Annotated in this window: 20 protein-coding genes, 1 tRNA gene and 1 pseudogene; 10 read left to right on the top strand and 12 right to left on the bottom strand. The window is 58.0% G+C overall.

All coding sequences use genetic code 11. The features are described from left to right. Both IGS51_RS11880 and IGS51_RS11875 read right to left on the bottom strand, forming a co-directional pair. On the bottom strand, positions 1 to 754 hold a 754-nt coding region (locus IGS51_RS11880), incomplete at its 3' end, for a ribokinase (RefSeq protein ID WP_297078588.1). A gap of 112 nt (positions 755 to 866) precedes the next feature. Beyond that, entirely contained in the window at positions 867 to 1,328 is a 462-nt protein-coding gene (locus IGS51_RS11875) for a thioesterase family protein (RefSeq protein WP_297078587.1), read from the bottom strand. Between IGS51_RS11875 and IGS51_RS11870 the strand changes: the two genes are divergently transcribed. Beyond that, a complete protein-coding gene (locus tag IGS51_RS11870; RefSeq protein WP_297078586.1) occupies positions 1,327 to 1,485 on the top strand; it encodes a hypothetical protein in 159 nt (52 codons plus the stop codon). The two genes, IGS51_RS11875 and IGS51_RS11870, sit on opposite strands and share 2 nt — an antisense overlap. Positions 1,486 to 1,578: 93 nt before the next feature. On the opposite strand, the gene IGS51_RS11865 is transcribed toward IGS51_RS11870, so the two are convergent. Further along, the gene (locus IGS51_RS11865) at positions 1,579 to 2,949 is read right to left on the bottom strand and encodes a nitrate/sulfonate/bicarbonate ABC transporter ATP-binding protein (protein WP_297078585.1); all 1,371 of its coding nucleotides are present in this window, start codon (positions 2,947 to 2,949) and stop codon (positions 1,579 to 1,581) included. Between the two features lie 99 nt (positions 2,950 to 3,048). Continuing rightward, a complete protein-coding gene (locus tag IGS51_RS11860) occupies positions 3,049 to 4,785 on the bottom strand; it encodes an ABC transporter permease subunit (RefSeq protein WP_297078584.1) in 1,737 nt (578 codons plus the stop codon). A gap of 472 nt (positions 4,786 to 5,257) precedes the next feature. Between IGS51_RS11860 and IGS51_RS11855 the strand changes: the two genes are divergently transcribed. Beyond that, on the top strand, positions 5,258 to 6,109 hold the full coding sequence (locus IGS51_RS11855; protein WP_297078583.1) for a universal stress protein: 852 nt from the start codon (positions 5,258 to 5,260) through the stop codon (positions 6,107 to 6,109). A gap of 106 nt (positions 6,110 to 6,215) precedes the next feature. Here IGS51_RS11855 and IGS51_RS11850 read toward each other — a convergent pair whose 3' ends face one another. Both IGS51_RS11850 and IGS51_RS11845 read right to left on the bottom strand, forming a co-directional pair. Continuing rightward, positions 6,216 to 8,693: a glycosyltransferase gene (locus IGS51_RS11850; protein ID WP_297078582.1), complete on the bottom strand. Its 2,478-nt coding sequence runs from the start codon at positions 8,691 to 8,693 to the stop codon at positions 6,216 to 6,218. Between the two features lie 89 nt (positions 8,694 to 8,782). Continuing rightward, positions 8,783 to 10,486 carry an NAD-binding protein gene (locus IGS51_RS11845; protein ID WP_297078581.1) on the bottom strand — a complete coding sequence of 568 codons (1,704 nt, stop codon included), beginning with the start codon at positions 10,484 to 10,486 and terminating at the stop codon, positions 8,783 to 8,785. A 541-nt stretch (positions 10,487 to 11,027) separates the two neighbouring features. Between IGS51_RS11845 and IGS51_RS11840 the strand changes: the two genes are divergently transcribed. The 6 genes from IGS51_RS11840 (at position 11,028) to IGS51_RS11815 (ending at position 18,781) form a co-directional block, all read left to right on the top strand. Then, positions 11,028 to 11,342, top strand: a complete 315-nt coding sequence (locus tag IGS51_RS11840) for a hypothetical protein (RefSeq protein ID WP_297078580.1) — start codon at positions 11,028 to 11,030, stop codon at positions 11,340 to 11,342. An 88-nt stretch (positions 11,343 to 11,430) separates the two neighbouring features. Then, complete coding sequence (locus tag IGS51_RS11835) at positions 11,431 to 11,748, top strand: hypothetical protein (protein ID WP_172354331.1); 318 nt, start codon at positions 11,431 to 11,433, stop codon at positions 11,746 to 11,748. An 80-nt stretch (positions 11,749 to 11,828) separates the two neighbouring features. Beyond that, positions 11,829 to 12,167 carry a hypothetical protein gene (locus IGS51_RS11830; RefSeq protein ID WP_297078579.1) on the top strand — a complete coding sequence of 113 codons (339 nt, stop codon included), beginning with the start codon at positions 11,829 to 11,831 and terminating at the stop codon, positions 12,165 to 12,167. 179 nt (positions 12,168 to 12,346) lie between these two features. After that, positions 12,347 to 14,179, top strand: coding sequence for a threonine--tRNA ligase (gene thrS, locus IGS51_RS11825; protein WP_297078578.1), 1,833 nt, complete (start codon positions 12,347 to 12,349; stop codon positions 14,177 to 14,179). Positions 14,180 to 14,452: 273 nt separating this feature from the next. Beyond that, a complete protein-coding gene (locus IGS51_RS11820; protein ID WP_297078577.1) occupies positions 14,453 to 14,863 on the top strand; it encodes a DUF4332 domain-containing protein in 411 nt (136 codons plus the stop codon). 1,125 nt (positions 14,864 to 15,988) lie between these two features. Beyond that, positions 15,989 to 18,781: a GAF domain-containing protein gene (locus tag IGS51_RS11815; RefSeq protein ID WP_297078576.1), complete on the top strand. Its 2,793-nt coding sequence runs from the start codon at positions 15,989 to 15,991 to the stop codon at positions 18,779 to 18,781. Positions 18,782 to 18,832: 51 nt separating this feature from the next. Here IGS51_RS11815 and IGS51_RS11810 read toward each other — a convergent pair. From IGS51_RS11810 to IGS51_RS11800, 3 genes are all read right to left on the bottom strand, one after another. After that, positions 18,833 to 18,905 (bottom strand) — tRNA-Trp (locus tag IGS51_RS11810). Between the two features lie 129 nt (positions 18,906 to 19,034). Then, a complete protein-coding gene (gene rplS / locus IGS51_RS11805) occupies positions 19,035 to 19,397 on the bottom strand; it encodes a 50S ribosomal protein L19 (RefSeq protein ID WP_172354326.1) in 363 nt (120 codons plus the stop codon). A 163-nt stretch (positions 19,398 to 19,560) separates the two neighbouring features. Then, positions 19,561 to 21,297, bottom strand: coding sequence for a sulfotransferase family 2 domain-containing protein (locus tag IGS51_RS11800; protein WP_297078575.1), 1,737 nt, complete (start codon positions 21,295 to 21,297; stop codon positions 19,561 to 19,563). Between IGS51_RS11800 and IGS51_RS11795 the strand changes: the two genes are divergently transcribed. Then, positions 21,289 to 21,411 (top strand): hypothetical protein, encoded by a 123-nt coding sequence (locus IGS51_RS11795; RefSeq protein ID WP_297078574.1) that lies wholly within the window; start codon positions 21,289 to 21,291, stop codon positions 21,409 to 21,411. The genes IGS51_RS11800 and IGS51_RS11795 overlap by 9 nt on opposite strands. Positions 21,412 to 21,442: 31 nt before the next feature. On the opposite strand, the gene IGS51_RS11790 is transcribed toward IGS51_RS11795, so the two are convergent. Continuing rightward, entirely contained in the window at positions 21,443 to 22,255 is an 813-nt protein-coding gene (locus tag IGS51_RS11790) for an ABC transporter ATP-binding protein (RefSeq protein ID WP_297078573.1), read from the bottom strand. Positions 22,256 to 22,766: 511 nt separating this feature from the next. On the opposite strand from IGS51_RS11790, the gene IGS51_RS11785 reads away from it, so the two are divergent. Continuing rightward, a complete protein-coding gene (locus IGS51_RS11785) occupies positions 22,767 to 23,006 on the top strand; it encodes a hypothetical protein (RefSeq protein WP_068512565.1) in 240 nt (79 codons plus the stop codon). 51 nt (positions 23,007 to 23,057) lie between these two features. Here the strand turns inward: IGS51_RS11785 and IGS51_RS11780 are convergent, their stop codons facing one another. Continuing rightward, positions 23,058 to 24,152 (bottom strand): HAMP domain-containing sensor histidine kinase, encoded by a 1,095-nt coding sequence (locus IGS51_RS11780; protein WP_297078572.1) that lies wholly within the window; start codon positions 24,150 to 24,152, stop codon positions 23,058 to 23,060. A 48-nt stretch (positions 24,153 to 24,200) separates the two neighbouring features. Continuing rightward, positions 24,201 to 24,430 (bottom strand): annotated as a pseudogene (locus tag IGS51_RS11775) (SPOR domain-containing protein); the annotation flags it as partial.

Below are 24,430 nucleotides of genomic sequence, written 5' to 3'. Positions count from 1 at the left end.
CGCCTGCGGCCACCGTATCCACAGCCTGCACCGGAAAGCTGGGAATTTCAAAGGTTTCGTCCGCCGTCATGCAGACTGCTCCGGCTTTGCCCAGCTTGCTAATAACCGTGCCCACCCCCCGCTCGTGCAGCACGGCCGCCGCTTTTTGAGCCGACTCTAGGTTGGTCACCGGGAACCCCACAAGCTGGCCCGTTTCCACCTGGTTGGGCGTGATTAGGTCGATCAGCGGAAATAGCTCGTCAGGCAGATCCGTGCGGGCGGGGGCGGGGTCGAATAGCACCGTCACCCCAGCAGATTTGGCGGCCCTGGCTGCGGCAACCACCATCGGCAGGGGAATTTCCAGTTGCAGCAGCAGCACCTTCGCCTGGGGCAAAATCTCCGTTAGCCGCGCCACGTCCGTTTCATCGACGCGACCATTTGCGCCGGGAACCAGAATAATGGTGTTCTCACTAGCATCATCAACGGCGATCATGGCGATGCCAGAGTGAGTGTTGGAGTCAATCAAGATGCGATCGCACGTCACGCCGCTCTCTTGCAACCCCCGCAGCAAGTCCTGTCCAAAACCGTCGCCGCCCACGCGCCCCACCATCGCCGTTGGCACACCCAGCCGCGCCACCGCCACCGCCTGATTTGCGCCCTTGCCCCCCGGCACGGTTTCAAACCTGTGCCCCGTCAGCGTTTCACCCGGCTTGGGCAGACGCGGCGTGCGGGCGACGAGATCCATATTGAGGCTGCCAAAGACGATAACAGACATGGGGAATTAAGAGGGAAGAGGGAAGAACGAAGAGGGAAGAACGAAGAGGGAAGGGGTTTCGTTTTTGGTTTTTCCCTTTCTGTGTTGAGCAACTTATCATCCTGACCCTTAATCACGGACTCGCCAGTCGCATCAGCGCACTCTTCACCGCTGGTGGCAGCACGCGCATGATCTTGCCCTTTTCGCGATCCACGGCGACAAGCGTAACCTGGGCTGTGGCGTAGAGGATTTCGCTATCGGGGGACTGGATGCGGTAGTCGCAGTTGAGGCGCACGCCGTCCATCTGCAACCGAGTGCGGACGATCGCCCCTCCGCCCATCTGAATTGCCCGGTGATAGCGCAGCGAGAGTTCGACGACGGGCAGTTCGCAGCCAATCGCCACGAGGTCTTCATAGTTTACGCCGATGGAGCGCAGATACTCGATGCGGGCTTCTTCGAGCCAAGCGATGTAGGTGCCGTGCCAGGCCACGCCTGCATAGTCGGTGTGGTGGGGCTGGACGCGCACAGGATAGTCGAACCAGCTATCGCTGGCGGCGACGGCGGGCTGGATGGCGTGGGTGGGGAGTTCGGTCATGGATGGGCTGCAAACAGATCAAAAGTCCTCTGAAAGCGGCCGAGCGCTGGGCGCGGCCTCCTCTATGCTATCAGCGCGATTAGGGCGATTTGCCAAGTGGATGCTGCCCGATGGGTGGAGATGGGTAAGCACGGGGGCGATCGCCCTTCCAGGCTAGTCTCCAGACCAGTCTTTTTGAATGCTTCTAGATGCTTCTGGATGCTTCTGGATGCCCCTGGATGCCCCTGGATGTCCCACTCCGGCAGCTTGCTCACATCACAGGCTGCACCTCTGGCAGATAAAGCCGCTCCTCGTCTGCGTCATACTCAAATAGCTCTGCATAGCGTCCCCAATCTACAGCAGTCGCAAACTGGCGCTCTGCCTCGGCGTGGGGAAAATGTTCGTCCCACAGATCCAGGAAAAAGTCTGCCCGCATGGAGCCGTTTTGCTTTTCGCGGAGGGTGCTGCAAATACTGTCAAACACAGGCACATGGCGCAAAAGCTGCTGTCGGAACAGGTCTTTGCTTTGCAGGATGGTGGTGGTGGCAAAGTCTCGACCCGCCTCCGTCAGCCCTACATCTCCGCCAGCGACCGTCGCAAAGCCCAGCAAAACGGCCGCATCCAGAATGGGCAGCAGATCATCGACCGTCAGCCCCAGGCGCTCGGCCAGGCGGGGCAGGTCTTCCTGTCCATCGGGCTTTTCCACCAGCAATTCGAGGAGTCCGCTGATGCCGCCGACGCGGGCGTGAGGCAGATTCATGCCGTAGGGCGATCGCTGCACGCTGCTGGCCGCCGCACCCTTGACCTCGGCGGCAGAAACCTCATCCGCAGCAGTGACTTCCCCGGTCACTGGCAACTCAGGGTTGGTCATGACGGTGTAGAGATAATCCACCAGGGCGGTGAACCGGGGATGCGTGCGATCGTGGGAGCGGGGCAGATCGACCGTGACAATGCCGCGAATGCAGCCGGGCCGCGCACCCAGCACCACAATCCGATCGGCCAGAAACACGGCTTCCTCGATGTTGTGGGTGACGATCAAGATGCTTTGAGACGGGAACTGGCCTGCATTCCAAAGGTCGTCAATTTCGCCTCGGAGGTTTTCTGCGGTCAGCACGTCGAGGGCGCTAAACGGTTCATCCATAAACAGCACTTTGGGCCGTAGCACCAAGGCCCGGGCAAAGCCGACCCGCTGCTTCATGCCGCCCGATAGCTCCTTAGGATAGGCGCTTTCAAACCCGTCCAGCCCCACGAGGTCAATCGCTTCGAGCGATCGCCGCCGTCGTTCTGCCAGCTCCACGCCCTGAGCATCCAGCCCCAGTTCAACGTTTTCCTGCACCGTCAGCCAGGGCAACAGCGCAAAGCTCTGAAACACCATCGCCACATCGGTATTTGTGCCCTTGAGGGGTTGCCCGTTGCTGTAGACCCTGCCCTCGCTGGGCGGAAGCAGCCCCGCCATGATTCGCAGCAGCGTACTTTTGCCACTGCCACTGCGGCCGAGCAAAGCGACAACCTCGCCAGGATAAATCGCAAGGTTGATGTTGCTGAGAACCGTAAAACTCCCTTTCCCTTCAGGAGAAGCAAAGCTTTTATTCACCTGCTCAACGGCTATCAGGGCAGGGTCCAAACGAGTCGCAGGGGTCATAGGGCGCTCCTAAGGGGGAGAAATAAGGGAATTTTTGGGGAATTTTTTGAGGGGAATTTTCTAGAGGAATTTTTGAGGGAAATTTCCTAGGAGAATTTTCTAGAGATGATATTTCGTTTCGGCTAGCTCGTAGAGCCGTCGCCAGAATAGGCGGTTGAAGCCCACCACAAACAGGCTCATCATGGCAATGCCCAGCGTGATGCGGGGCCAGTCGCCAGCCGTAGTGGCTTCGGTAATATAGGTTCCCAGCCCTGTAGCAGTCAGGGTGTTGGCTCCCCAGGAGACTATCTCGGACACGATGCTGGCGTTCCAAGCGCCGCCGCTAGCCGTGACTCCGCCCGTCACCCATGCCGAGAAAATGCCCGGAATAATCACTTTTTTCCAGCGCTGCCAGCCCCGCAGCCCCATGTTGTCTGCCATTTCCCGCAGGTCGGTGGGAATTGTCTGGGCTCCGGCGATGGAGTTGAACAGGATGTACCACTGAGCGCCCAGGGCCATCAGCAGAATGCTGCCCCACTCGATGCTGATGTTGGTGCGGATAAAGAAAAGGGTGGCAAAGGGGAAAATAAAGTTTGCAGGGAAAGACGCGAGGAACTGCACGACGGGCTGCAAGAGTCTTGCCAGCTTGGGATTGAACCCGATCGCTACGCCGATGGGAGTCCAGATCAGGGTTGCAATGACCATCAGCACCATTACGCGCAGCAGGGTCAGCAGTCCCAGCCAGAATGTTTTCAGGACTTCGGCAGGGCCAACCGTTCTAAAGATGAAATGCAGCATCCAGGCGATGATTGCGCCAATGATCAGCAGCAGGATGATATTAAACAGGCGATCGCCCTTTTCACCAGTTTCACCCGATCCATCGCTTGCTCGATAGGTCGTGCGCGGCGGCGTGAGGGCAGACAGCAGCCGCTTGGTTGATTCTCCAATCGGGCGCAGCAGCCGACCCAGCGTACGCGGAATGCGGGCCGCTTGCAGCAGGTCGTAGACCCAGGAGGTGGGTGGTGCAGCGGCGGCGCTTTGCTCTAGGCGGAACTTGTCTGACCAGACCACAATCGGTCGCCAAAACAGTTGATCGACCAGCACAATTACGATGGCAATGGTCAGAATAGCCCAACCCAAGGCAGAGAGGTTCTCCTGGGCGATCGCCTTTTCCACATAGGAGCCAATCCCTGGCAGCGTGTATTCCTGATTCAGCACGCTGATGGCTTCGCTAGCCGCCACAAAGAACCAGCCCCCGCCAAAGCTCATCATGGCATTCCACACTAGCCCAATCATGGACGACGGGACTTCCAGCCGCGTAAACCGCTGCCAGCCCGACAGTCGGTATAGCCGAGCCGCTTCCATTAGTTCCTGCGGCACAGTCCGCAGCGATTGGTAGAACGAAAAGGTCATGTTCCAGACCTGGCTGGTGAAGATGGCGAAAATCGACGCGGCCTCCAGCCCCAGCAGGCTACCCGGAAATAGCGCAATAAATCCCGTCACCGTAATCGACAGAAACCCCAGCACGGGGACAGACTGCAAAATATCCAGCAGCGGGATCATAATCCGCTCGGCGCGGCGGCTGCGGGCAGCAATATACCCATAGATCAGCGTAAACAGGGTGGAGAACCCCAGCGCGATGAACATCCGCAGCGTCGAGCGCCCGGCATAGTAAGGCAAATTGCGCGGGTCGAGGTCGATTTCGGGTGAGACTTCGGGCGGCGCAAAGCGAACCATCATGTCTGCCCCCAGGCGACCAATCAAGGCGAGCAGGGCGATCGTGCCCAGAATCACGGCGATATCGGCGAGTCCGAAGGGAAACCGTTTGAGGGCTTCAGGCGTGGGGAAGGTACGCATGGGGGCAGCGGGCTGATGGAGAGAACTTCGAGATACTTCAGAGTAGAGGAAGGAAATTTGTCCGGCAAGTTCAGCAGGATACGCAGGCCGCAGAAGGTGGGCGATCGCCCGCGGGTCTTGGCCACCGGCCCCACCCAATCGCCCCCTTACCAAATTGCCACGTCAATTTTTACATCATTTCCGCCGCAGCCCAGACCGCCGTATTTTAAGCTGGAATACGGATATTGCAAGGGATTCGGGCTTTGGGGCGATCGCCCGCCGATTCATTCAATCTGGCATCGTCAGAATGATTCAGAATGATTCGGAGCAATGATTCGGAGCAATGATTCGGAGAACGTTCCGACGTATGTTTTGCGAATGTTTTGCGAATGATCTTGAATGGTCTACTGACCTAAGCAGTCTCTTTAAGACACCCCTAAAACACCCGTTCTGACTTAACTTGTTCTGACTGAAAAGCTGTTAAGAGGCAAGCATGATCGAGAAAATTTTGCTAGCAAATTCCGGCACTGGGCATACCGAAGAAATGCTCAAGAGCCTGATGGACATTCCGATTTTTCAGGCAGCGACGGTGACCGTGCTGCACGTCGTCCCACCGCAGGTCACCTCCGATGACATGGTAGCCAAGTGGGAAGAGGGCGGCCGAATTTTGTCGCAGGCGATCCAAAATCTGAAGCTCGACCCGGCGCGGGTGACGGCAGTGCTGCGGGAGGGCGAACCCAAGGACGTAGTGCTGAAGGTGGCGGATGAAGTGGATGCTGATCTGATCATCATGGGATCTCGCGGGCTGAAGCGCATTCAGTCGATTCTGGAAAATTCCGTCAGCCAGTACGTGTTTCAGCTAGCTTCGCGGCCAATGCTGCTAGTGCGGGATGATCTCTACGTCAAGAAAATCAACCGCATCATGGTGGCAATGGACAAGTCCGACTCGGCAAAGGAAACGCTGAAGCTGGCCATTACCTTCCTGCGCGACATCAAGGGCGGGCAACTGGTGCTGGTGCATACCAACCCAGAGATGAAGCTCAAGCCGGGTGAAATTTCGGCGAATCCAGACGAAGATCCGGTGCTCATTCCGGCGATCGCCGAAGCCAAAAAATACGGCATTTCCTACAAAACCGTCGCCCCCGAAGGCAAACCCGGCGAGCGCATCTGTCAGCTTGCGGAAGACCTGAATGTAGACCTGCTGATGCTCGGTTCGCCCGATCGCCGCCCCACCATCGCCAAAGGCTTGCCCGACCTAGATCGGCTGCTGGGGCAGTCGCTGTCGGACTATGTGCGGGTGTATGCGCCATGCCCCGTGCTGCTGGTGCGAATCCCGAATCCGTAGCCAGGAGGCAGTCGCAGAGGAGCGGGTCATTTGAAGAAACCTTAGCCTACCCCTTTGCCTGTCATTTCAAGTCGCTGTGCCGGAATCGTTCACAACAGGACGTGCCTTAGCCGATCGCCCTCAGGTAGGCGGCGCTAAGTCGGTTCAGGTAGTTTTTCAGGCTGAAGTTTTGGGCAACCTGTTTCCCGGTTTCGGCAAGCTGGTCGCGCAGGGGGCGATCGCCCAAAATTTGCTCCAGCTTGGCCTGAATATCTGCCACATCGTAGGGATTCACGTATAGCGCCGCCGGGCCGCAGACCTCTGGCAGGCAGGACGCGCTCGACGTGACCACCGGACAGCCCATCGTCATCGCCTCGATCGGCGGCAGCCCAAAGCCTTCGTAGAGCGACGGAAAAACGAAACAGTACGCCCCCTGATACAGATAGCGCAGGGCATCGCCGGGGACATATTCCAGCAGGCGCACGTCCTGCTTTGTGCCGGGGTCAAACAGGTAATCCAGTCGCCCCAGGTCGTCCTCAAAGGACCAGGCCTTTTTGCCGACGATTACCAGCGGCAGGTCAGTTTCCAGCGCGGCATAGGCCTCCAGCAAGCGCCCAACGTTCTTCTTGGGTTCGATCGCCCCCACGAACAGCAGATAGTTCTGATAGCCCAGCCGATAGCGCTTCAGGAAGTCGCCGATTTCCTCCGGCGTTGCATCCAGCGGCTTGATATTCACAGGCTGGTAGGTGACGACGATCTTGTCGGGGTCGGCATCAAAGTAAGACAGCACATCTTTTTTGGTGTGTTCTGACACGGCAATGGTCAGGGTGGAATCCTTGAGCGATCGCTTTACCTTGTTATAGAAATCCTTCTTGTTGTCCAGCGTCGTATAGGGCAGGCGCAGCGGAATCAGGTCGTGAATCGTGGTGACTTTCTTTGCGCCGGGAATGCTGACGGGCAGGGGAAACGTGGCGTGCCACAGGTCGATTTTTTCGGGAATCGTCACCTGAGTAGACCGTCCAAACAGGTTAAACGCCGCATTGGCGACGCTGTAGCACTTCGGCAAATTGTACGACCGGGCAAGCTGAATGAAATCTTCGGTAAACTTGCCCTGCTTTAGCACCACCTCGCCCACGGCTTCCCGCCGCCACGCCCGATAGAGCGACGGCACAGAAGATTTCAGCAGGTCTTTGACCAGCATCAGGTTTTCGACCAGCTTGCGCCCGCCCACGTCCTGCTCATCAAAAAACAGCACCTCGTCCAAAATCGGGTCTTTTTTGTTGCTGTTGCGGCTGAGCAGCACGTCCACATCCGCCCCCAGCACCGTCAGCGCCCGAATCAGGTTCACCGCGTAGGTGCGGATGCCCGTGCCCGTGGTCAGTTGCAGGTTATATCCATCAACGAGAACTTTCACACCCGCTAGGACGGGTTCGGCTAGGGGCGGCTCTGGAGGGCGATCGCGCTCCACCCGTTCCACTGCATCCGCCTTTGCCACTGCGGGAACCGCCAAATCCTTCAGCGCCGCATCCAAAATCGGCTGCCCGTCTTCCTGTCGCTCGCTGATGTTGCCCCAGGTCGAGCCTTGTTCCGTAATCTGGAAGCTCCGCACCAGCCCCGGCACGCAGATCAGGTACTTGCCCCGCTTGGGAATGGCATGGGGCGACCAGGCAGTAATCCACCAGTCTTCGTCTGCGCCCTGGCCCGGCTTGCCGCCCGTCGGCTTGGGTGCGCCCAGATATGGCGTGGGAATCGGCATGACCCCGGCCCAATAGTCCCGATGGGCGTGCAGGTGTTGCCCTGGCATGGAGCGCTTGAACAACACCTCGTAACCCGCGATGCTGCCTCTGGCAAAGGTGGGATGCTCCAGCGCGTCGCGCCCCGCCAGAATCGGCCGCTCCACCGGGTCTTGGATTTTTTCCAAAATTTTGAACAGGTCGGGATGCACGTCTACGTCGTCCTGGAAGTAGGAAATCCAGTTAATGGCAGGATCAGCCAGCCAGTAGCCGATGCCGACGTTCATGGCGTTGGGCAGGCCGCGATTTTCGGGAATGCGGATCAGCGGGACGTGATGCTCGTCGGCAATGCGCTGATTGGCGGCGGCGTTTTCGGGACTGGAGGCATCGTCCACCACCACCACGGGCGCTCCTAGCTGGAGGATCTGCGGGAGCGATCGCCCCAGGCTCTCCGGTCGGTTGTAGGTGGTAATCGTCACGCCATAGCGAATCGGCTTTACCTGGCCCCGCTGCTGCGCCTCCACCACCGCAAGCTGGTTCAGCAAGGGCTGGAGATGTACCCCGGCCGCCCTCGGCGCATCGTCCGGTGGCTGCTTGGCAAACACCACAAACACGGCGTTCGCAAAGAGCGGCTGAAACGTCCGCAGCACCTCCAGCGCAAAGGGCGGCTCGATTTCCGCCACCATGCCCTTGTGCATCACCACATAGTCAAAGTGGGACGGCGGCAGCAGGTAGGTGATGTTGTAGTGATAGTTGCCCGGAAAGAACTCCATGAACTCGTTTGGCGCAAGGATGGCATCGAGTTCGTGGGCGTGTTGCTTCAGGAAATCGCGGGTTTCAATCCAGGCGGGGTCGGTGAGGGGGAAAGGCATTTTAACCAGAGACAGGATGAACCAGAGACGGGATAGACCAGAGACGAGAGGGCTTCTCAACCTCTCATCATCCCATCATCCCCGCTTTCCTACGCTCTTCCCCTCAGCCCCACCTCCGAAGGCACTGTGCGCCAGAGTTGTTCTAGATGGGTAGCAGGCATGGTCAGGTAAAGCACGTCCCCGGCTTGCAGCGTGACATCCAGCAGGTTCCAGCCGTGGGTGGTTTTGCGTTCGGCCTCTAGGTACAGCGGCACAAAATCGACATCCATCGCGGCTTCCTTGAGGGGGCGATCGCAGAAGGGATGACCCGGCGTGATCAGCGTCGCCAGGGCCACCCACAGGCTATCGCCGGCCATACCGTTGCCCAGGATGCGTCCGCCCAGCGCGGCGGCGGCAAAAGAGGGAGCCGCCAGATCCGCCGGACTCAGCACGGCTTCAAAATCAAACACCTGCTCTGCTAGCGGCGCAAACTGCGGGTCTTGGTTGCGGACAATGACGGAAATGCGCGGTGCAATCCCTTTGGCCGTCAGGGCAATTTCCAGATTGGCTACGTCATCGCTAGTGACAGCAATCAGGGCCCGCGCTGAGGCGATATGGGCATCCTGGAGCGTGCAGGCCAGACTGGCATCGCCAAGAATCACGGGCACGCGCAGCGATCGCACGGCGCTCAAAAAGCGATTGCCCGGATCTTTCTCAATCACCACCACGCGACCGCCGCTGGCATGGAGTTGGCGCACCGTCTGAATGCCCACGCCGCCCAGCCCGCAGACGATGTAGTGGTTGCGGCGAGGAATGGGGGCTGATTGCCAAAGCTGTCGCAGCCGTGTCCCCAGTACCAAATCATTCAGCAGGGCGTAGCAAATGCCAACCACGCCCGTACCGATCAGCATCATCGACACGGTGAACAGCTTAATTTCGGGCTGCGCTCCTTCCGCCACGCCTTCGTTGCCGCCTGCCCCCGTAATCATGCCCACCGAAAAGTAGAGGGCATCGATGAAATCTGCGCGGACATGCTCGGTGTAGAGCAGGGTGGCCCCTAGAATAGCCGCGAGCAGGAGCAGAATCGCCATTACCGTCGGGCGGACATGCTGCTGAAACTGGCGCAGGTGGTTGCCCCAAACCAGCAGCGTTTCGCTGAGCGATCGCCCGCTAACCTGGGCTTCGGGCTTGGTGGCCACAATCAGGCGATCGCCCCATTGCAGCAGTTGCCCATGCACCACCCCCGACACCAGATCCATGCGGCTATTTTCTGGCAGGTAATAGATCAGCATCCGCGAGCGGTCTTCCCAGAGTTCGCTCAGCGGCCGCCCCAGCCAAGGATGGGTTTCGTCGATAAATTCTTCCCGCATGGGCCAGACCTGATCAAACAAGCGCAGTTGACCGATCGCCCGGCTGCCCATTGCCGCAAAAGCAAACACCGGAGCCGCCAGCGCCGCCACGCTCATGCTGACGTGATCGGGCAGCGTGTGGTCGAGGCGATCGCCCAGGCTGGTATTAAACAAGCGGTTGATAATGCGAATGCGGGGATTTAGCACCCGCGCCTGCGTCAGCACGGCCAGATTTTGCGCGTCGTCGCTGCTGGCCAGCACCAGCGTATGGGCCTCTTGCACCCCCGCCTCTAGCAAGATTGCCGCCGATCGCATGTCGCCCACGATGATGTCTGCCCCGCCATGCTCTGCCTGAGCCAGCGGGCGACTGTTGATCCCCACCACCGCCGCACCCTGCTGCTTTAGCAGGCAAAAGATCTTGTACCCCGCTCGACCCAGACCACAAACGATAATTCTTGGTTTCATGAATTCCTGATTGTCAGCCATACGCTCTGTCAGCGGGACGCAAGGGTTGATGGTTTATGCCTGAACAGGCGATTGCCCGCTGCGTTCCAACGTCTCGAAAAACAAACTCAAAAACCAGTCTCGAAAACAGCCCAGAACAGCCTTTAGTCACAAGTTCTGATCTACTGATCTACCAATTCTTTGGCAGGCGGTGCGGGCAAACTGTAGCCCCAAGCACGATGCTGCAAATGTTTATCCAATGTAAAGCTTTGGGACTTGGAGGTTTACAGTTCTCAGGAGGGGGAGGAGGGAAGAACGAAGAGGGAAGAACGAAGAACGAAGAGGGAAGAGGGAAGAGGGAAGAACGAAGAGGGAAGAGGGAAGAACGAAGAGGGAAGAGGGAAGAGGGAAGAGGGAGGGTTCTTGGGGTGTGTGGAGGGATGAGATGGGGCGATCGCTCTGTTGCTGTGCCTGTTCCCTGATAGCGCCGCACCAGACTGGGCACACTAAGCAGGAGTCTTTCAAAAGACACCCCACAAGCCATTCACACTCGGTGATTCCTATGCGTCCTCGCTCCACCCCTGGTGCAATTCGCCCTAAAATCAGCACGATGCCCCGCCCCAAAACCGAAGCCGCCGCGTTTCTGGATTTGTATAAACTATCGGTCGAAAAGAAACGGCTCCAGCAAGAGCTTCAGTCGCTAGACGCACGCCGTCAGCAAATTGGCGATCGCCTCTCTGCTCTAGACACCCAAATCGACAGCCTGGAAACCCGCGTTGAGTCTTTGCGCGAACAGGAGGAGCCGTCGTCTCGTCCGGTGCCCGGATTGGCTCACCCGATTCCTGACAGTTTCGATATGGTGTTTTTGGAATATTAAGTCATGGTTTTGTAGCTATCGGTGGAATCTTTGCGAACTCTGAAATTCCGGGTTTAACAAGTCAAGGTCACTCAGTCAAACCAGCGCTATGACCACCCTAGAGCTAATCACCAGCTTCGCGTTTGCATTCGTTGTTGTCGGTCTGTTTTTTGATTTGGATTCCACCGTCAAGCGGATCGATCGGCGCACCAAACGCCTGGAGCTTTGCCTGGATCTGATTCTCGATCGCCTGGAAATCGACACTCCGTTTCAGCTTTCCGAGCGAATCAAACAAATTGCGCTTGATCCCAAACGTAAAGTTGAAGCAATTCGGCTCTACAAAGAAGAGACAAACGTAACGCTGCGAGAGGCAGTTGATGCCATCAACGCATACATCGCGCAGCACCAATCTTCCAGTAATTCGTAGAGTGCGCTGCTTGATGCATCTCTGCTTATCGCGTATCTAATCATTCAAATCATTCAAATGAATGCAAAGGGCGATCGCCCATGAGACAGTCCTCAGCCAGCAACCGGGTCGCTGCTTTTCTCTGTGCGTTTCTGGTTCTCGCGCTGTCGGGGATGATTTACCTTGATGGGCAGGGATTGGGCTTTCCAGACGGATTTTTGACCGAGCTAGATCGCGCCAAAAAGCTGCTGGGTCAAATTTTTCTCTGGGTCAGTGTGCCAGTTGCCCTGTGGCTTGGCTGGCTGGGCTGGGTCGCGGCGCGGCAACCGATTGGGCCGCCTCTCCGCAGCACGATCCTGGGCTACGGGGCGTTTCTGCTGATATTGCTGGGCATCTATGGCTATTTGGGGCAGACCCTCGATGCTGGCGGTGGCGGGTAGCGACGGGTTTGGAAGTCGCGATGGCTTGGGAAGCTGATCTCGAAAGCAGCAAGGGAGGCGATCGCCCCGATTCCGCCCAGCCTTAGAACTGCGGCAGAACCTCGGTCAGCCAGCCTCGCGTGTAAGATAGAAAGCGTTCATTCCATTCCTGCTTTTTTACTCAAACCGTCAGCCAATCCATGTCGAACGCCGTTCCTTCTGCACAACCCGAAGACGAATCCGCCCAAAAGATTTATCTGCCGCGCACCAGCGAATCGGAAACGCTCAAGAAGATTCGGCACACGACTTCCCATGTGATGGCGATGGCCGTGCAGAAGCTCTTTCCCAAAGCCCAAGTCACCATTGGGCCCTGGATCGAGAACGGCTTTTACTACGACTTTGATAGCCCAGAACCCTTTACCGAAAAGGATCTGAAGGCCATCAAAAAAGAGATGACCAAAATCATCAATCGCAAGCTGCCCGTGGTTCGCGAAGAGGTCTCGCGGGAAGAGGCCGAGCGCCGCATCAAAGCACTGGGCGAACCCTATAAGCTAGAAATTCTGGCGGATTTGAAGGAACCGATTACGATTTACCATCTGGGCGACCAGTGGTGGGATCTGTGCGCCGGGCCCCATGTGGAATCGACCGCTGAGCTGAATCCAGATGCGATCGCCCTAGAAAGCGTGGCCGGAGCCTATTGGCGCGGCGATGAAACCAAAGCCCAACTCCAGCGCATCTACGGCACCGCCTGGGAAACGCCAGAACAACTCGCGGAATATCACCGCCGCAAAGAAGAAGCCCTGCGCCGCGACCACCGCAAGCTGGGCAAAGAACTGGGACTGTTCATCTTCACCGACATCGTGGGGCCGGGGCTGCCCCTGTGGACTCCGAAGGGAACTCTGCTGCGATCGCTCCTCGAAGACTTCCTCAAGCAGGAGCAAATCAAGCGCGGCTACCTGCCCGTCGTCACGCCCCACATCGCCCGCATCGACCTGTTCAAAACCTCCGGGCACTGGCAAAAGTACAAAGAAGACATGTTCCCCATGATGGCGGACGATGACGAAGCCCGTCAGGACGAAGAGGGCTTTGTGCTAAAGCCGATGAACTGCCCCTTCCACATCCAGATTTACAAGAGCCAACTGCGCTCCTATCGAGAACTGCCCATGCGGCTGGCAGAATTCGGCACGGTCTATCGCTACGAGCAGTCGGGCGAACTGGGCGGCTTGACCCGCGTGCGCGGCTTCACGGTAGACGATTCGCACCTGTTCGTCACTCCGGAGCAGCTCGATCAGGAATTCCTCAACGTGGTAGACCTGATCCTGAATGTGTTCAAGAGCCTCCAGCTTAAGAACTTCCGCGCCCGCCTCAGCTTCCGCGATCCAGAACAGGATAAATACATCGGCTCCGATGAGGTCTGGGACAAGGCCGAGGGTGCGATTCGCCGCGCAGTGGAAACGCTGGGTATGGATCACTTCCTGGGCATTGGCGAAGCGGCGTTCTATGGACCAAAGCTAGACTTCATCTTCCAGGATGCGCTCGACCGCGAGTGGCAACTAGGCACGGTGCAGGTGGACTATAACCTGCCGGAGCGGTTTGATTTGGAATATGTCGCGGAGGATGGCTCTCGCAAGCGTCCGGTGATGATTCACCGTGCGCCGTTTGGGTCGCTGGAGCGACTGATTGGCATCCTGATCGAAGAATACGCGGGCGACTTTCCGCTGTGGCTGGCTCCGGTGCAGGTGCGCCTGATGTGCGTGACGGAGGAGCAAGTGCCCTTCGCCCAGTCGGTGGTGGAGCAGATGCGATCGCGCTCCATCCGCGCCGAACTCGACACCAGCGGCGAACGCCTGGGCAAGATGATCCGCAATGCCGAAAAGGACAAAATCCCCGTGATGGCGGTGATCGGAGCCAAGGAGATGGAAACCCAATCCCTCAGCATCCGCACCCGCGCCTCCGGTGAACTCGGGGCATTACCCGTGGCAGAGGTACTGGAACGGCTGACGGGGGCGATCGCCCACTACGGCAATTTTTAGGGGCAATTTTTAGGGGCAATTTTTAGGCGGCCGATGCGGTAAGGGTTCAGGTCGCCCGTGTTGCCCTAAATCAGATTCCTCTCCCCGATGCCGGATGTCACCCGGATTACCTACAGGGACGCAGCTAACAGCGGATATTAGGGGCTGGGGCTTTGCCATGCGGATGCAGTTCTGACCGCTGTCTCAAGCAGCTGGCTGGTTGGGATGACAGCAGAATGGCGATCGCCCAATATTTAGACTCTCCCATCTAGCTAACCCTAAATCGCCTTACAAATGAAAGTTAATAATGTAACCGTCATCAAAGGCATTGACGATGCGGCCGCCAAAGCCCTGCAAGCCGCCGGCATCGAAACCACCGAAGCCCTGCTAGAAAAAGGCGCAACCCCCAGCGGGCGCAAGCAGTTGGCGCAAGCAACCGGATTGCCCGAAGCCGATCTGCTGCGCTGGCTCAACCTGGCAGATCTGTATCGCATCAAAGGCATCGGGCGAGAATATGCCGACCTGCTAGAACTGGCGGGCGTAGACACCGTGCCCGAACTGGCCCAGCGAAACCCCGAAAACCTGCATCAGCAAATTGTCCGCTTGAACGAAGAACAGAATATCGTCAAGCTATTGCCCGAAGCCGTCCTCGTTGCCAATTGGGTCGCTCAGGCAAAGGAACTGCCCCGTGTGATTCAGTATTAATCCGTTCAATTAATCCGTCTCAATCTGCTCCATCAAATCTGCCTCATCAAATCCGTCCTATCAAATTTGCCCAAATCTGCTGCATGATGAAGCCGCTAAGCCGCTGCGGCCCTCGTCAACGCTGCGGTTTGCCGGTGGTTCCACGCGCACCTCTCCGAACCTTGGCCCTGCTTGCCCTGTGGGATAAACACCTCCCCCGTTGAGCAAGGCCAAACCGTATTTGGGCATTCCCAGATAGACTTGCCCGCTGACGGGGCATTCTAGATCTCGTCAGGGAGCGTCATCGGTTTTGTAGATTAGGGCATGTTTAGCCCAGAGGATTTATGGGGGCGGCCCGCGCTATCCCAAAAACCAGACCCCGCCCCCTGCCCATTCGACACACTCGCTCGACATCCATGCCTGGGGTTTGACCGCTAGGGCATGTTTTAAAACCCTTTGATCTCCCCTAGCCCCCCTTAACAAGGGGGGAACCGGGTCAAACCGCTCCGGGAGTCCCCCTTTTGAAGTGGGATTTAGGGGGATCGACTCAGGGCAATCAACGACCTAAAAAGTCTAAAGTCCCCCTTGTTAAGGGGGATTTAGGGGGATCGACTCAGGGCAATCAACGACCTAGAAAGCTACAAAACAATGCCTAGGCTATCTCCGTCCAGATGCAGCTTATAAAACGTTCTGTCCCAACAGACAGCTTTCGGCACTCTCGCTAGATTTAAGCTGTCATTAGACTTAAACTGGCACTCAGCAGCAGGGTGTCGTTGGGATTTCGGGGTGCCGCGCCAATTGGGTTTTCAGTCGATACAATGAGTCGGTTCAGCGCATCGGGTTGCCCAAGCTAGCCCCCAAAGGCCAATTGTGGGCTTGATATAGGCTTGATGTGGGCTTGATGTGGAAAGAGGGTGTTCTTAGATTTGTACCAGGCTATTTCACGCTAGAGCGATCGCCCTAGCCTGTCCAATCGCTCTGCCCTACAGCGGTTTTGCGCTAGCCACCTATCTACCCGGACTACCCAGGCTTTTCGCAGATTGTTCCCTGTAGATGTCTCTGTAGACTTTTCCCAGGACTCTTCCCAAGACTCTTCCCAAGGTTCTTCCCAGATAGTTATTACCCGCGCACGATCGTCACGCTGACATGGGTTCTTCCAAAAAGCCGTCAAACCCTGAAAAACAACTGGCGACTCTAAAGCAAACTCTTCAGGCTCTGCGTGAGGAGGAAACTGAAGATGTGCTGGTAGAAACGGCGATCGCCTATGTCGAGGAAGAATGCGACTATTCGCTCATCTGGATTGCCTCCTATGACCGGGTGGGGCACTGTCTGCGCGGGCGGGGTGGGCGCGTGCCCAATGGTGACACCGGCCCCCTACGGCAGCAGTTTGGGCTAAATCCGGGCGATTTAATGGAGCAGGTGGTGATTCAGCAGCGGCCAATGGGCGTGCCGGATCTGCGCGAAGAGATGCGGGCAGGCGAGTGGCGCAAGCTGGCCCAAAAGTATGCGATCCAGGGAGCGTCCATCTTTCCCTTACGGCATCGGGATCAATGCTTGGGCGTGGTAATTTTGGGGTCGTTTCTCTGGGGGGTGTCGCCCCATGCCGACGAGCGAACTCGACTGTCGATGGTCTTTGGGGCGCTGGCATCGTCGCTTTTTCAGCTTGAAGCAGAGCGACAGCGGCAGCAGACCAAGCGCCCCGCCGAGCCGCTCTTGGCGCTGTTGGGCAAGCTGCGATCGCTCCCAGATCTCTCCGCTCGCCTGGCGGCAGTGGTGGACGAAACCCAGCGCTTTGTCGCCCCTACGCGCACCAATGTCTACTGGTTTGAGACCGAGCGACGCTACTTTTGGCTGCGGGCCAGCAGCCGCGATGGCAACGGCTACGGCAGCGGACAAGCCATCACGGGTTTTACTGCCCAGGAAGTGAACAGCTTTTATCAGGCGTTGGCGGCGGATCAACTGGTGTCGGTGGGCGAGGCCCATAGTTCGCTCAAGGCAGAAGTGACGGGGCGACTGATGCAGCAGATTCAGGCGCGATCGCTCTTGGTGGCTCCCATCCTGCTGCACAACGAGCTACACGGCTTTTTGGCCGTCGAGGGCAGCGAACCCCGCATCTGGTCAGACGAGGAAAAGAGCTACGTGCGCGGCGCGGCCCAACTGATCGCCCTGACTGCGCCCCTGGAGGGCATGGAGGAAACCATTCAGCAGGTGAAGCTGGATCAGGCGCTCACGGCTGAACTGTCCACCGCCATCTTTAGCGACTACGACTGGAACCAAACCCTGAAGCGGGCCTCCGACTTGCTGAGCCAACGGCTGCGGGCCGAAACCTTTGCGGTGCTGCTTTACAGTTCCGACCAAGAGGGCTTTGAGGTGGTCTATCAAAGTCATGGGTCGCAGCGACGCAATTTGCCCCCCTGGCTAGACGCGCTCAACCAGGTCGATTGGCAAATGCTGGAGCGCAGCACCGACCCTGTCGGCATTGAAAACCTGACGGAAGACCTGAAGCTGATGGCTTGGCGGCAGGCTTTTCTGGATGCGGGGTTGCAATCAGTCGTGGTGTGTCATACGGCGATCGGGCGATCGCTCGAAGGGCTGGTGGTCTTGGGTCACGACCTGCCCCGCACCTGGAACCGCGCCGAACGGGCCGTGCTGCGCGTCGCCAGCCAGCAAATCGGCGTAATCCTGCACCAGTGGCAACTCCAGCGGCAGACCGAGCAGCAGCAAAAGATCAACCAGACGATTCAGTGGGGCATGACCACCCTCCAGCAAATCCACACCCTGGAAACGCTGGAGCGCTCAGCCATGCAGCAAATTGCCCAAATTCTTGAGGTTCCCCTGGCGGCGCTGATCACTTGGCAGCCGGGCCGCAATCTGGGATACATCACCTCCGCTGTGGTCGGCAATGCTCGCTTTTCGATTCACCTGGATGCGGCGATCGCCCTCCATTCTGACTCCCTCGTGCAATGGGCCAAGCACACCGACGGACTCCTCCCGCTCACCATCGACGACATCGATGCCGAAACGCGCCGCTGGCTCAACGGCAGCGACATTGGGCAAATTCTGGTCATGGCGCTGCGAACCACGCCTGAGCATGAACCGGGCGGCATGGTCATCGTGGCGGATCACCTGGATCGCTACTGGCACGAGCGTCAGCTCAACGCCTTTGGCACCCTCGTTAGCCAGCTAGCCTGGTCGCGGCGCTACCTTATCCTGTCGGAAGCCCTCACCCTGCGACAGCGCGATCTAGAGCAAATCAACTGGTATAAGCATCGGCAACTGGAAGAGATCTACCGGGCGCTGGGCATTGGGGTGAAACGGCTCAACGAACTCAGCAACCAAAAAGACCCCCTGGCCAACAACCGCTATCAGCAGGTCGTGCGGCAACTGGGGGGTCTGCTGTCGGCGATCGCCCCAGTGCTGAAAAACGAGCAGTGGCAACTCCACAGCGAATACGAGACGACCCCCCTGGCCTCGCTGCTCAAGCGGGCAATGGAGCGCGTCGAGCCGTTGATTCGCCAGCGCCAACTCTGGCACCAGGTTCACAACGAGGAAAGCAGCCTGAATATCGGCGGCGACCTGACCAAGCTGGAGCTCGTGCTGCACGAAGTGTTGACCAATGCCTGCTTGCGATCGCCCGCGGGCAGCCGCCTCGACGTATGGTGTCGCCCGCTGGATGCCCGCTGGCTGGAACTGTCCATCACCGACAACGGCATCATCGAACCGCGACTGCTTGAAGAACTGCAAACGGGCCGCCCCGAAGATCTGCTAGCGCCCTCCATCCTCGACACCCCACCTGGGCTGCACCTGGAAATCTGCCAGGCCCTCATGCAGCAGATGGGCAGCGAACTGAACCTGTATCAGCTTGAAGACGGCCGCATTCTCAGCCGGATGTTGCTGCCAATCGCCCTGGGAATGCCGCCCGACAAGCCAAAACCCTAAAAAGCCCAGAGCGCTGCGCCGAGCGGAGGCGACTGGATGAATATTTGAAAACGCGCCCTGGAGGACTCGAACCCCCGACATCAGGTTTTGGAGACCTGCGTTCTACCAACTGAACTAAGAGCGCAAAGCTGTAGGTTTTTGACAGGATTTACTACAACTAGCAAAGCCTGTTTATCCAAGTCTATCAGGTTGCGATCGCCCAGCCTAGCCCAGTGTTGAAGATTGCTGAGCGATCGCCCCTGAGAAACCACACCTAGAGCGGGCGATCGAAGCGCTGCTTCAGACGGGTTGCCTTGCCCACGCGATCGCGCAGATAGTAGAGCTTGGCGCGGCGGGCCTTGCCTCGGCGCAGCACCTTGATGCTGGCGACGCGGGGCGAGTGGAGCAGAAACACCCGCTCTACCCCAACACCCTGAAAAATTCGGCGAACCGTGATGGTTTCATTGATGCCGCCATTCCGCATGGCGATCACGGTGCCCTCATAGGGCTGAACCCGCTCCTTGCCACCTTCTTGAATCACAACTCCGACCTTGACCGTATCGCCGACGTGGATGACGGGCAGATCGGTCTTCAACTGTTCCGACTCAATGGAGCGGATGATCTCCTGGGCTTTCATGGCTCTCTGGCTCTTTGCAAAAACTCACAGTCTTCTATAGTAAACTGCTGGGTCGCTTTGCGTCTAGTGCGATCGCCCAAATCCAATATTCTTCTCAGTGAGTGGGTGACTAGCCCCAGGCTTAGCCGTGACGACGGGGCTACGATAACCCAGATTGCTTGCATTAGGATCGCTTCAAGCTGGCACCCCTTTTGCGGAGGCGGTTGAGATAGCGGCCGACGTAGAGATGCCGAACATCGGGCGTGAAATAGGATAGCGAGGGCACGTCTGGACGGCGGCGGACAAAGACCACGTACACCTCATTGGCAAACACTGGGCGAAAGCCGCAGCGGGCAAGTTGAAACAGCAGTGCCTCCACAGGTAGCGCCATGCCTTTGTGCAACACGAGCCATTGATAGCGACCGGGCGATCGCAAAAAGTCTGCATATCCTTCTACCTGGCCCGAAAACGGTAGCCGAAACTGGGGCGGCGCGGCGATCTGCTCTTGAGGCTTGAGGCGATCGCGCACAAAGTCGATGGTTGCGGTGGTTAGGGCATCCCGCAAGAGCGATCGCAGCAGGCTGAATTCTGCTTCTCGCGCAGCCGGAAACAGTTGCACATAGCTCAGCGCCACGCCTACCAGCCGTTTATCTTTGGGGTCGGGATTCTTGTGGTTGATTGGCGCAACTCGGTCCACCTGAAGCGTGAGTTCTGCAAACAGTCGATCCGGCGGTAGCCAATCTGCCGGAATTTGCGCCTGATAGAGCCGCGTGGTGTCGCTGCTATAGGCGATCGCCAGCTCGCTGGGATGCCCATTGACCAGACATTTCAGGCTATTCAGCACCTCCGGTTCGGTGGCCCAGACTTGAGTTACCTGAAACTCGACTCGATAATCGGTCGGCGTGGAAGCAATAGGCAAATCCAGCGTTGACGTGGTGACGGGGCCCGTCCAGCGATGGGCGGCGTTGGGCCGGTTCTGGGCACAGTCGCGCCGCTGCCATCCCAGCCCTCGTAGCGGCTGACAAAAGTTGTAAACCGACACCTCCGAAGGGGGCGGGTTTTGCGTCCGGTAGCGGTCTTGGGAGTGCCATTCCAGCAGTTGTTGCAGCGTGGCAAACTCCAGCACTTGACCCGGTGGCGGCGCATCCAGAGCGAGGCGATCGCCATAGCGCTGCACCAGATCTTGCTGCATTTCGTCAAACCGCTGCTGGAAAATCTCGCAGCCATCGTCATATAGCGCCCGATCCAGCGACATGGCTTCCCGAATCCGCGCCAGCGCCTCCGGCGGAATCTCGCTCAGGGGCGTTTTGGACTTGGCGACATTTTCGCGACGGCTGTTGACAATTGGCTTCCAGCCAAAAATGTAGGACAGCAGAAACAGCGACTCTTGAAAGCGCTCTAGAATTCCAGCAAAAGCGCACAGATTCAGGCTTTTTTGCGCCAGCGACAGCGCCTCTTCTGGCTCCAGGCTGCCAATGTCGTATTGCAGCAGCCGCGCAATGTGGTACACCTGCACGTTTTTCCCCACGCGCCCTGGCCCTTCGCCCGTGGCGAACTCCTCCAGCGACATCTGGCTGACGGATTCGTAATAGGGGTCATCCGGCGTGCGGCGGATGTATTCGTAGTGCGAAATCACCCGCGACACGGGTTCACGCAGTACGGTTACCTTGATCAGGTTTTTGCCTGCCAGCAGCCCTGGAATGTTGACAAAGCCCAAATGCCCGCGAAATAGGCGATATTCGCGCAGTTGCTCGGGTGTGTAGTCGGCAATCTGGTTGGACAGCGTGGCTGGGCAAATCTCCTCGCAGGCGAAGTAATCTTCCAGAATCGTCCGAAACGTCATCCCTGCCGTTTTGGGAATGTGGCAGAAATAGAGCGTGTCGTCGGGCTGCAAGTCGTATTGAGCAGGAAAATGTCTCATTGTTCCCCAGTTCCCCAGAGCTTTCCAGAGCGATCGCCCGGCCGCCGCATTACGGTAAAACTATACCAGGCGAACCGTACCAGGCTAAAACGAGTCCAGCCGAAACCAGACTAGCCAAAACCAGACCCGCCAAAACCCGGCCAGGCTAGAACAGCGGCCCGCTGACCTTTTCTGAAAGCTTGCGGCGATTGATGCGTTTTCCTGCGGCGGCGATGTCAAGCTGGGCGGCGGCGGTATAGGCTTCGGCGACCTCGGTGGCGCTGCCGATCATTTTCACATGGTGGTCTTGAATCCACAGAGCGCGATCGCAAATTTCCGAAACGCTCGTCATGGAGTGGCTCACCAGCACAATCGTCACGCCGCTGTCGCGAAACTCCGCCATTTTATTAACGCACTTTTGCTGAAACCGGATGTCGCCCACGCCCAGCACCTCGTCAATCAGCAAAATCTCTGGGTCGAGGTGTGCCACCACCGAAAAGCCCAGCCGCGCCATCATGCCCGTGGAGTAGGTGCGAATTGGCCGTTCAATAAATTCGCCCAGTTCTGAAAAGTCGATAATTTCCTCTAGTCTTGCTTTCACCTCGCGGCGGGTCAGCCCCAGCAGCACGCCATTGAGCAAGATATTTTCGCGGCCCGTTAGCTCTGGGTGAAAGCCCGTGCCCAGCGCCAGCAGCGGCGAAATGCGCCCGCGCACCACCACGCGCCCGCTGCTGGGCTTCAGCACGCCCGCAATTAGCCCCAGGGTGGTACTTTTCCCTGCGCCGTTATAGCCTACAATGCCAAACTTTTCGCCGCGATAGACCTCAAAGCTAATGTTGTTCAGCGCTTCAAACTGCTGCCTGCGGAGAGCCTTCAGGTTGCGGGGAAAGTTGAACATCAGGTTTTTGACCCCCCGGATGTGGTGATACATCGGGTAGGACTTGTAGACCTGATCAAAGCTGATAACCGGTTCTTCCATGACACATCCGCAGGCTGTAAACAAACGGCGCTCTCTTCTCTTTGTTAAGACGTTAAGACTGCGCTTCCTGAATGCTATGTTGCCAGAGGGCGATCGCCCCATGCCTGGAACATACTCTGTCGAAGCATTCGAGCGCATTAAAAACGCCCGTTGGCAAAATCTAAAGCCAATCTTAAAAACGTGACGTTCCAAGGCTGATAATACTCTACTCCTGCCCGCTTCGACATCCGGCAGGTTTGTGGCTGTTAAGGGGAACGCAAATTGCACCCGGACTTGGGGCGATCGCGCCCTTGCCGAACTGTGAGCTTTTGTTCCCACAGCGAGCGGTTTATGACTGATGCAGTTGCCCGATTTCTGGCGGCTGCGCCTGCGAGGAATCGCCCAAAATCCAGAAGGCTGATCGCCACTGCGTCAGTTTTGAGGTCATTAAAAGATTTGGTGAAACGTGGGGCGGCTGTGATCCCACTGATAGGGTGAAGCTACACCTTGCATCCTCACGAGGTAAGTTCTGATGAAAGTCGAGCGTCCGAACGCAAAACCGCTGACCCGCGAAGATTTGGCAAATCTGGATCACCTCAAGGCCGTGATTGAAGGGGCGATCGCCGATGGCGTGCTAACCGCAGACGAACAAGACCGAATTCAGCAGATCATCAATCATGACCACATTGTGAGTCCAGAAGAGATGGAAATGGTGCAAACCCTAATCTGGGACAAGCTCAGTAGCGGCGAGCTGGTGCGGGATTGGGGCTGATGGTGATTTTTGAATTGGGATTTTCCAGCCCGACTCAGCTTAGGACTCGGCTCAGGCAAGCGGGAGCGAAAATCGGAACGTGCTGCCCTTGCCCACTTCGCTTTCCACCTCGATCTCGCCCCCCTGAAGCTGCACCAACCGCTGGGAAATGGCCAGCCCCAGTCCCGTACCTCCAGAGTGGCGATTGCGGGAGCGATCGGCCCGCCAAAACCGCTCAAAGACGTGGGGCAGGTCTTCGGGCGCGATGCCCTGTCCCGTATCGCTCACGGCAATCCAGGCGTGGGTTTCGGTATGCCAGACTTGGAGCGTAATTTTGCCGACGGGCGTGTAGCGTAGCGCGTTGCTCAGCAGGTTGACGAGAATCTGCTCGACCCGGCCAGCATCGGCCAACACCAGCGGCGTTTCCGGCGGATATTCCAGGCTGATCAGCGGGCCGTCGCCGGTCAAAAGCTGGTCAGAAAATCGCTGCACCACTGAGGTCAGCAGCGGATACAGATCCATCTGCTGCGCGTCGATGGGCAAGTAGCCCGTTTCAATCTTGGACAGTTCTTGCAAATCATTGACCAGACGGCGCATTCGGACCGTTTCTTTGCCCAGCAGTTCATAAACCTCTGGAGTCGGGGCGATGGTTCCGTCTGCCAGTCCTTCCAGATAGCCCTCCAGCACCGTCAGCGGCGTTCGCAGTTCATGGGTCAGGTCGGTCACTAGGTCGCGGCGGCGCTGCTCGACCCCCTGGAGGTCAGCCGCCATTCGGTTAAAGCTGGCAGCAAGCTGGTTGAGTTCTGGGATTTCGCTGGCGGGAACCCGCTTGTCGAGTTCTCCGGCGGCAAATTTCTGCGTAATCTCTTCCATCTGGATTAGCGGCTGCACAATCCGCTTGGCCACCAGATAGCTGAGCGCTCCGGCTGCACTGGCTCCCAGCGCCATTGACCAGAGTGCGCCCCGGCTCCAGGCAAACTCGAAGCCGCGCACTAGCTCGGTTCGCAGGGTGCGAATGCTGATGACGCGCCCTTCGATGTGCTGGAGATAGACTACAAAAAAGCGGGGTGACGACACCTTGCCAATCACCGTCAGCGTTACCAAACCCACCAGCATCACGGCAAAGTGAGAGAGGAAGAGGCGCGATCTCAGATCAGGCTTGGCCATGCCGTGTGGGGATTTGGATGGGACGCGATTAGATCAGGGCTGATAGGCTTAGGGTTGGTAGACTTGGGCGGGGAGTCCCTGCTGTTGGAGCGAGGCGGCCAGGTCGCGGGCGCTAGCGGCATCGCCAAATACGCCAAGCTGAATTTTCGCCCCATTGTCGAAGTTGCGAACCCAGGCATCGCCGACCACTTCGCGGGCTTGCTCTAGGCTGCGATCGCCGCTGAAGTCCACCACTACATAGTAGCGATTTGACGAGGGAGCCGCAGGACTAGGGGCGA

This window comes from Thermoleptolyngbya sp. M55_K2018_002 (assembly GCF_015295965.1).
GTDB lineage: Bacteria > Cyanobacteriota > Cyanobacteriia > Elainellales > Elainellaceae > Thermoleptolyngbya > Thermoleptolyngbya sichuanensis.
Note: the sequence above shows the minus strand (reverse complement) of the source record. Positions and strands in the feature narration are given on the sequence as shown.

Excerpts from the sequence above, each read along its gene's own strand:
- IGS51_RS11870 (WP_297078586.1), top strand. The coding sequence starts at position 1,327 with ATGGATGGGCTGCAAACAGATCAAAAGTCCTCTGAAAGCGGCCGAGCG.
- IGS51_RS11875 (WP_297078587.1), bottom strand. The coding sequence starts at position 1,328 with ATGACCGAACTCCCCACCCACGCCATCCAGCCCGCCGTCGCCGCCAGC.
- IGS51_RS11865 (WP_297078585.1), bottom strand. The coding sequence starts at position 2,949 with ATGACCCCTGCGACTCGTTTGGACCCTGCCCTGATAGCCGTTGAGCAG.
- IGS51_RS11860 (WP_297078584.1), bottom strand. The coding sequence starts at position 4,785 with ATGCGTACCTTCCCCACGCCTGAAGCCCTCAAACGGTTTCCCTTCGGA.
- IGS51_RS11855 (WP_297078583.1), top strand. The coding sequence starts at position 5,258 with ATGATCGAGAAAATTTTGCTAGCAAATTCCGGCACTGGGCATACCGAA.
- IGS51_RS11850 (WP_297078582.1), bottom strand. The coding sequence starts at position 8,693 with ATGCCTTTCCCCCTCACCGACCCCGCCTGGATTGAAACCCGCGATTTC.
- IGS51_RS11845 (WP_297078581.1), bottom strand. The coding sequence starts at position 10,486 with ATGAAACCAAGAATTATCGTTTGTGGTCTGGGTCGAGCGGGGTACAAG.
- IGS51_RS11840 (WP_297078580.1), top strand. The coding sequence starts at position 11,028 with ATGCGTCCTCGCTCCACCCCTGGTGCAATTCGCCCTAAAATCAGCACG.
- IGS51_RS11835 (WP_172354331.1), top strand. The coding sequence starts at position 11,431 with ATGACCACCCTAGAGCTAATCACCAGCTTCGCGTTTGCATTCGTTGTT.
- IGS51_RS11830 (WP_297078579.1), top strand. The coding sequence starts at position 11,829 with ATGAGACAGTCCTCAGCCAGCAACCGGGTCGCTGCTTTTCTCTGTGCG.
- thrS (WP_297078578.1), top strand. The coding sequence starts at position 12,347 with ATGTCGAACGCCGTTCCTTCTGCACAACCCGAAGACGAATCCGCCCAA.
- IGS51_RS11820 (WP_297078577.1), top strand. The coding sequence starts at position 14,453 with ATGAAAGTTAATAATGTAACCGTCATCAAAGGCATTGACGATGCGGCC.
- IGS51_RS11815 (WP_297078576.1), top strand. The coding sequence starts at position 15,989 with ATGGGTTCTTCCAAAAAGCCGTCAAACCCTGAAAAACAACTGGCGACT.
- rplS (WP_172354326.1), bottom strand. The coding sequence starts at position 19,397 with ATGAAAGCCCAGGAGATCATCCGCTCCATTGAGTCGGAACAGTTGAAG.
- IGS51_RS11795 (WP_297078574.1), top strand. The coding sequence starts at position 21,289 with ATGTCTCATTGTTCCCCAGTTCCCCAGAGCTTTCCAGAGCGATCGCCC.
- IGS51_RS11800 (WP_297078575.1), bottom strand. The coding sequence starts at position 21,297 with ATGAGACATTTTCCTGCTCAATACGACTTGCAGCCCGACGACACGCTC.
- IGS51_RS11790 (WP_297078573.1), bottom strand. The coding sequence starts at position 22,255 with ATGGAAGAACCGGTTATCAGCTTTGATCAGGTCTACAAGTCCTACCCG.
- IGS51_RS11785 (WP_068512565.1), top strand. The coding sequence starts at position 22,767 with ATGAAAGTCGAGCGTCCGAACGCAAAACCGCTGACCCGCGAAGATTTG.
- IGS51_RS11780 (WP_297078572.1), bottom strand. The coding sequence starts at position 24,152 with ATGGCCAAGCCTGATCTGAGATCGCGCCTCTTCCTCTCTCACTTTGCC.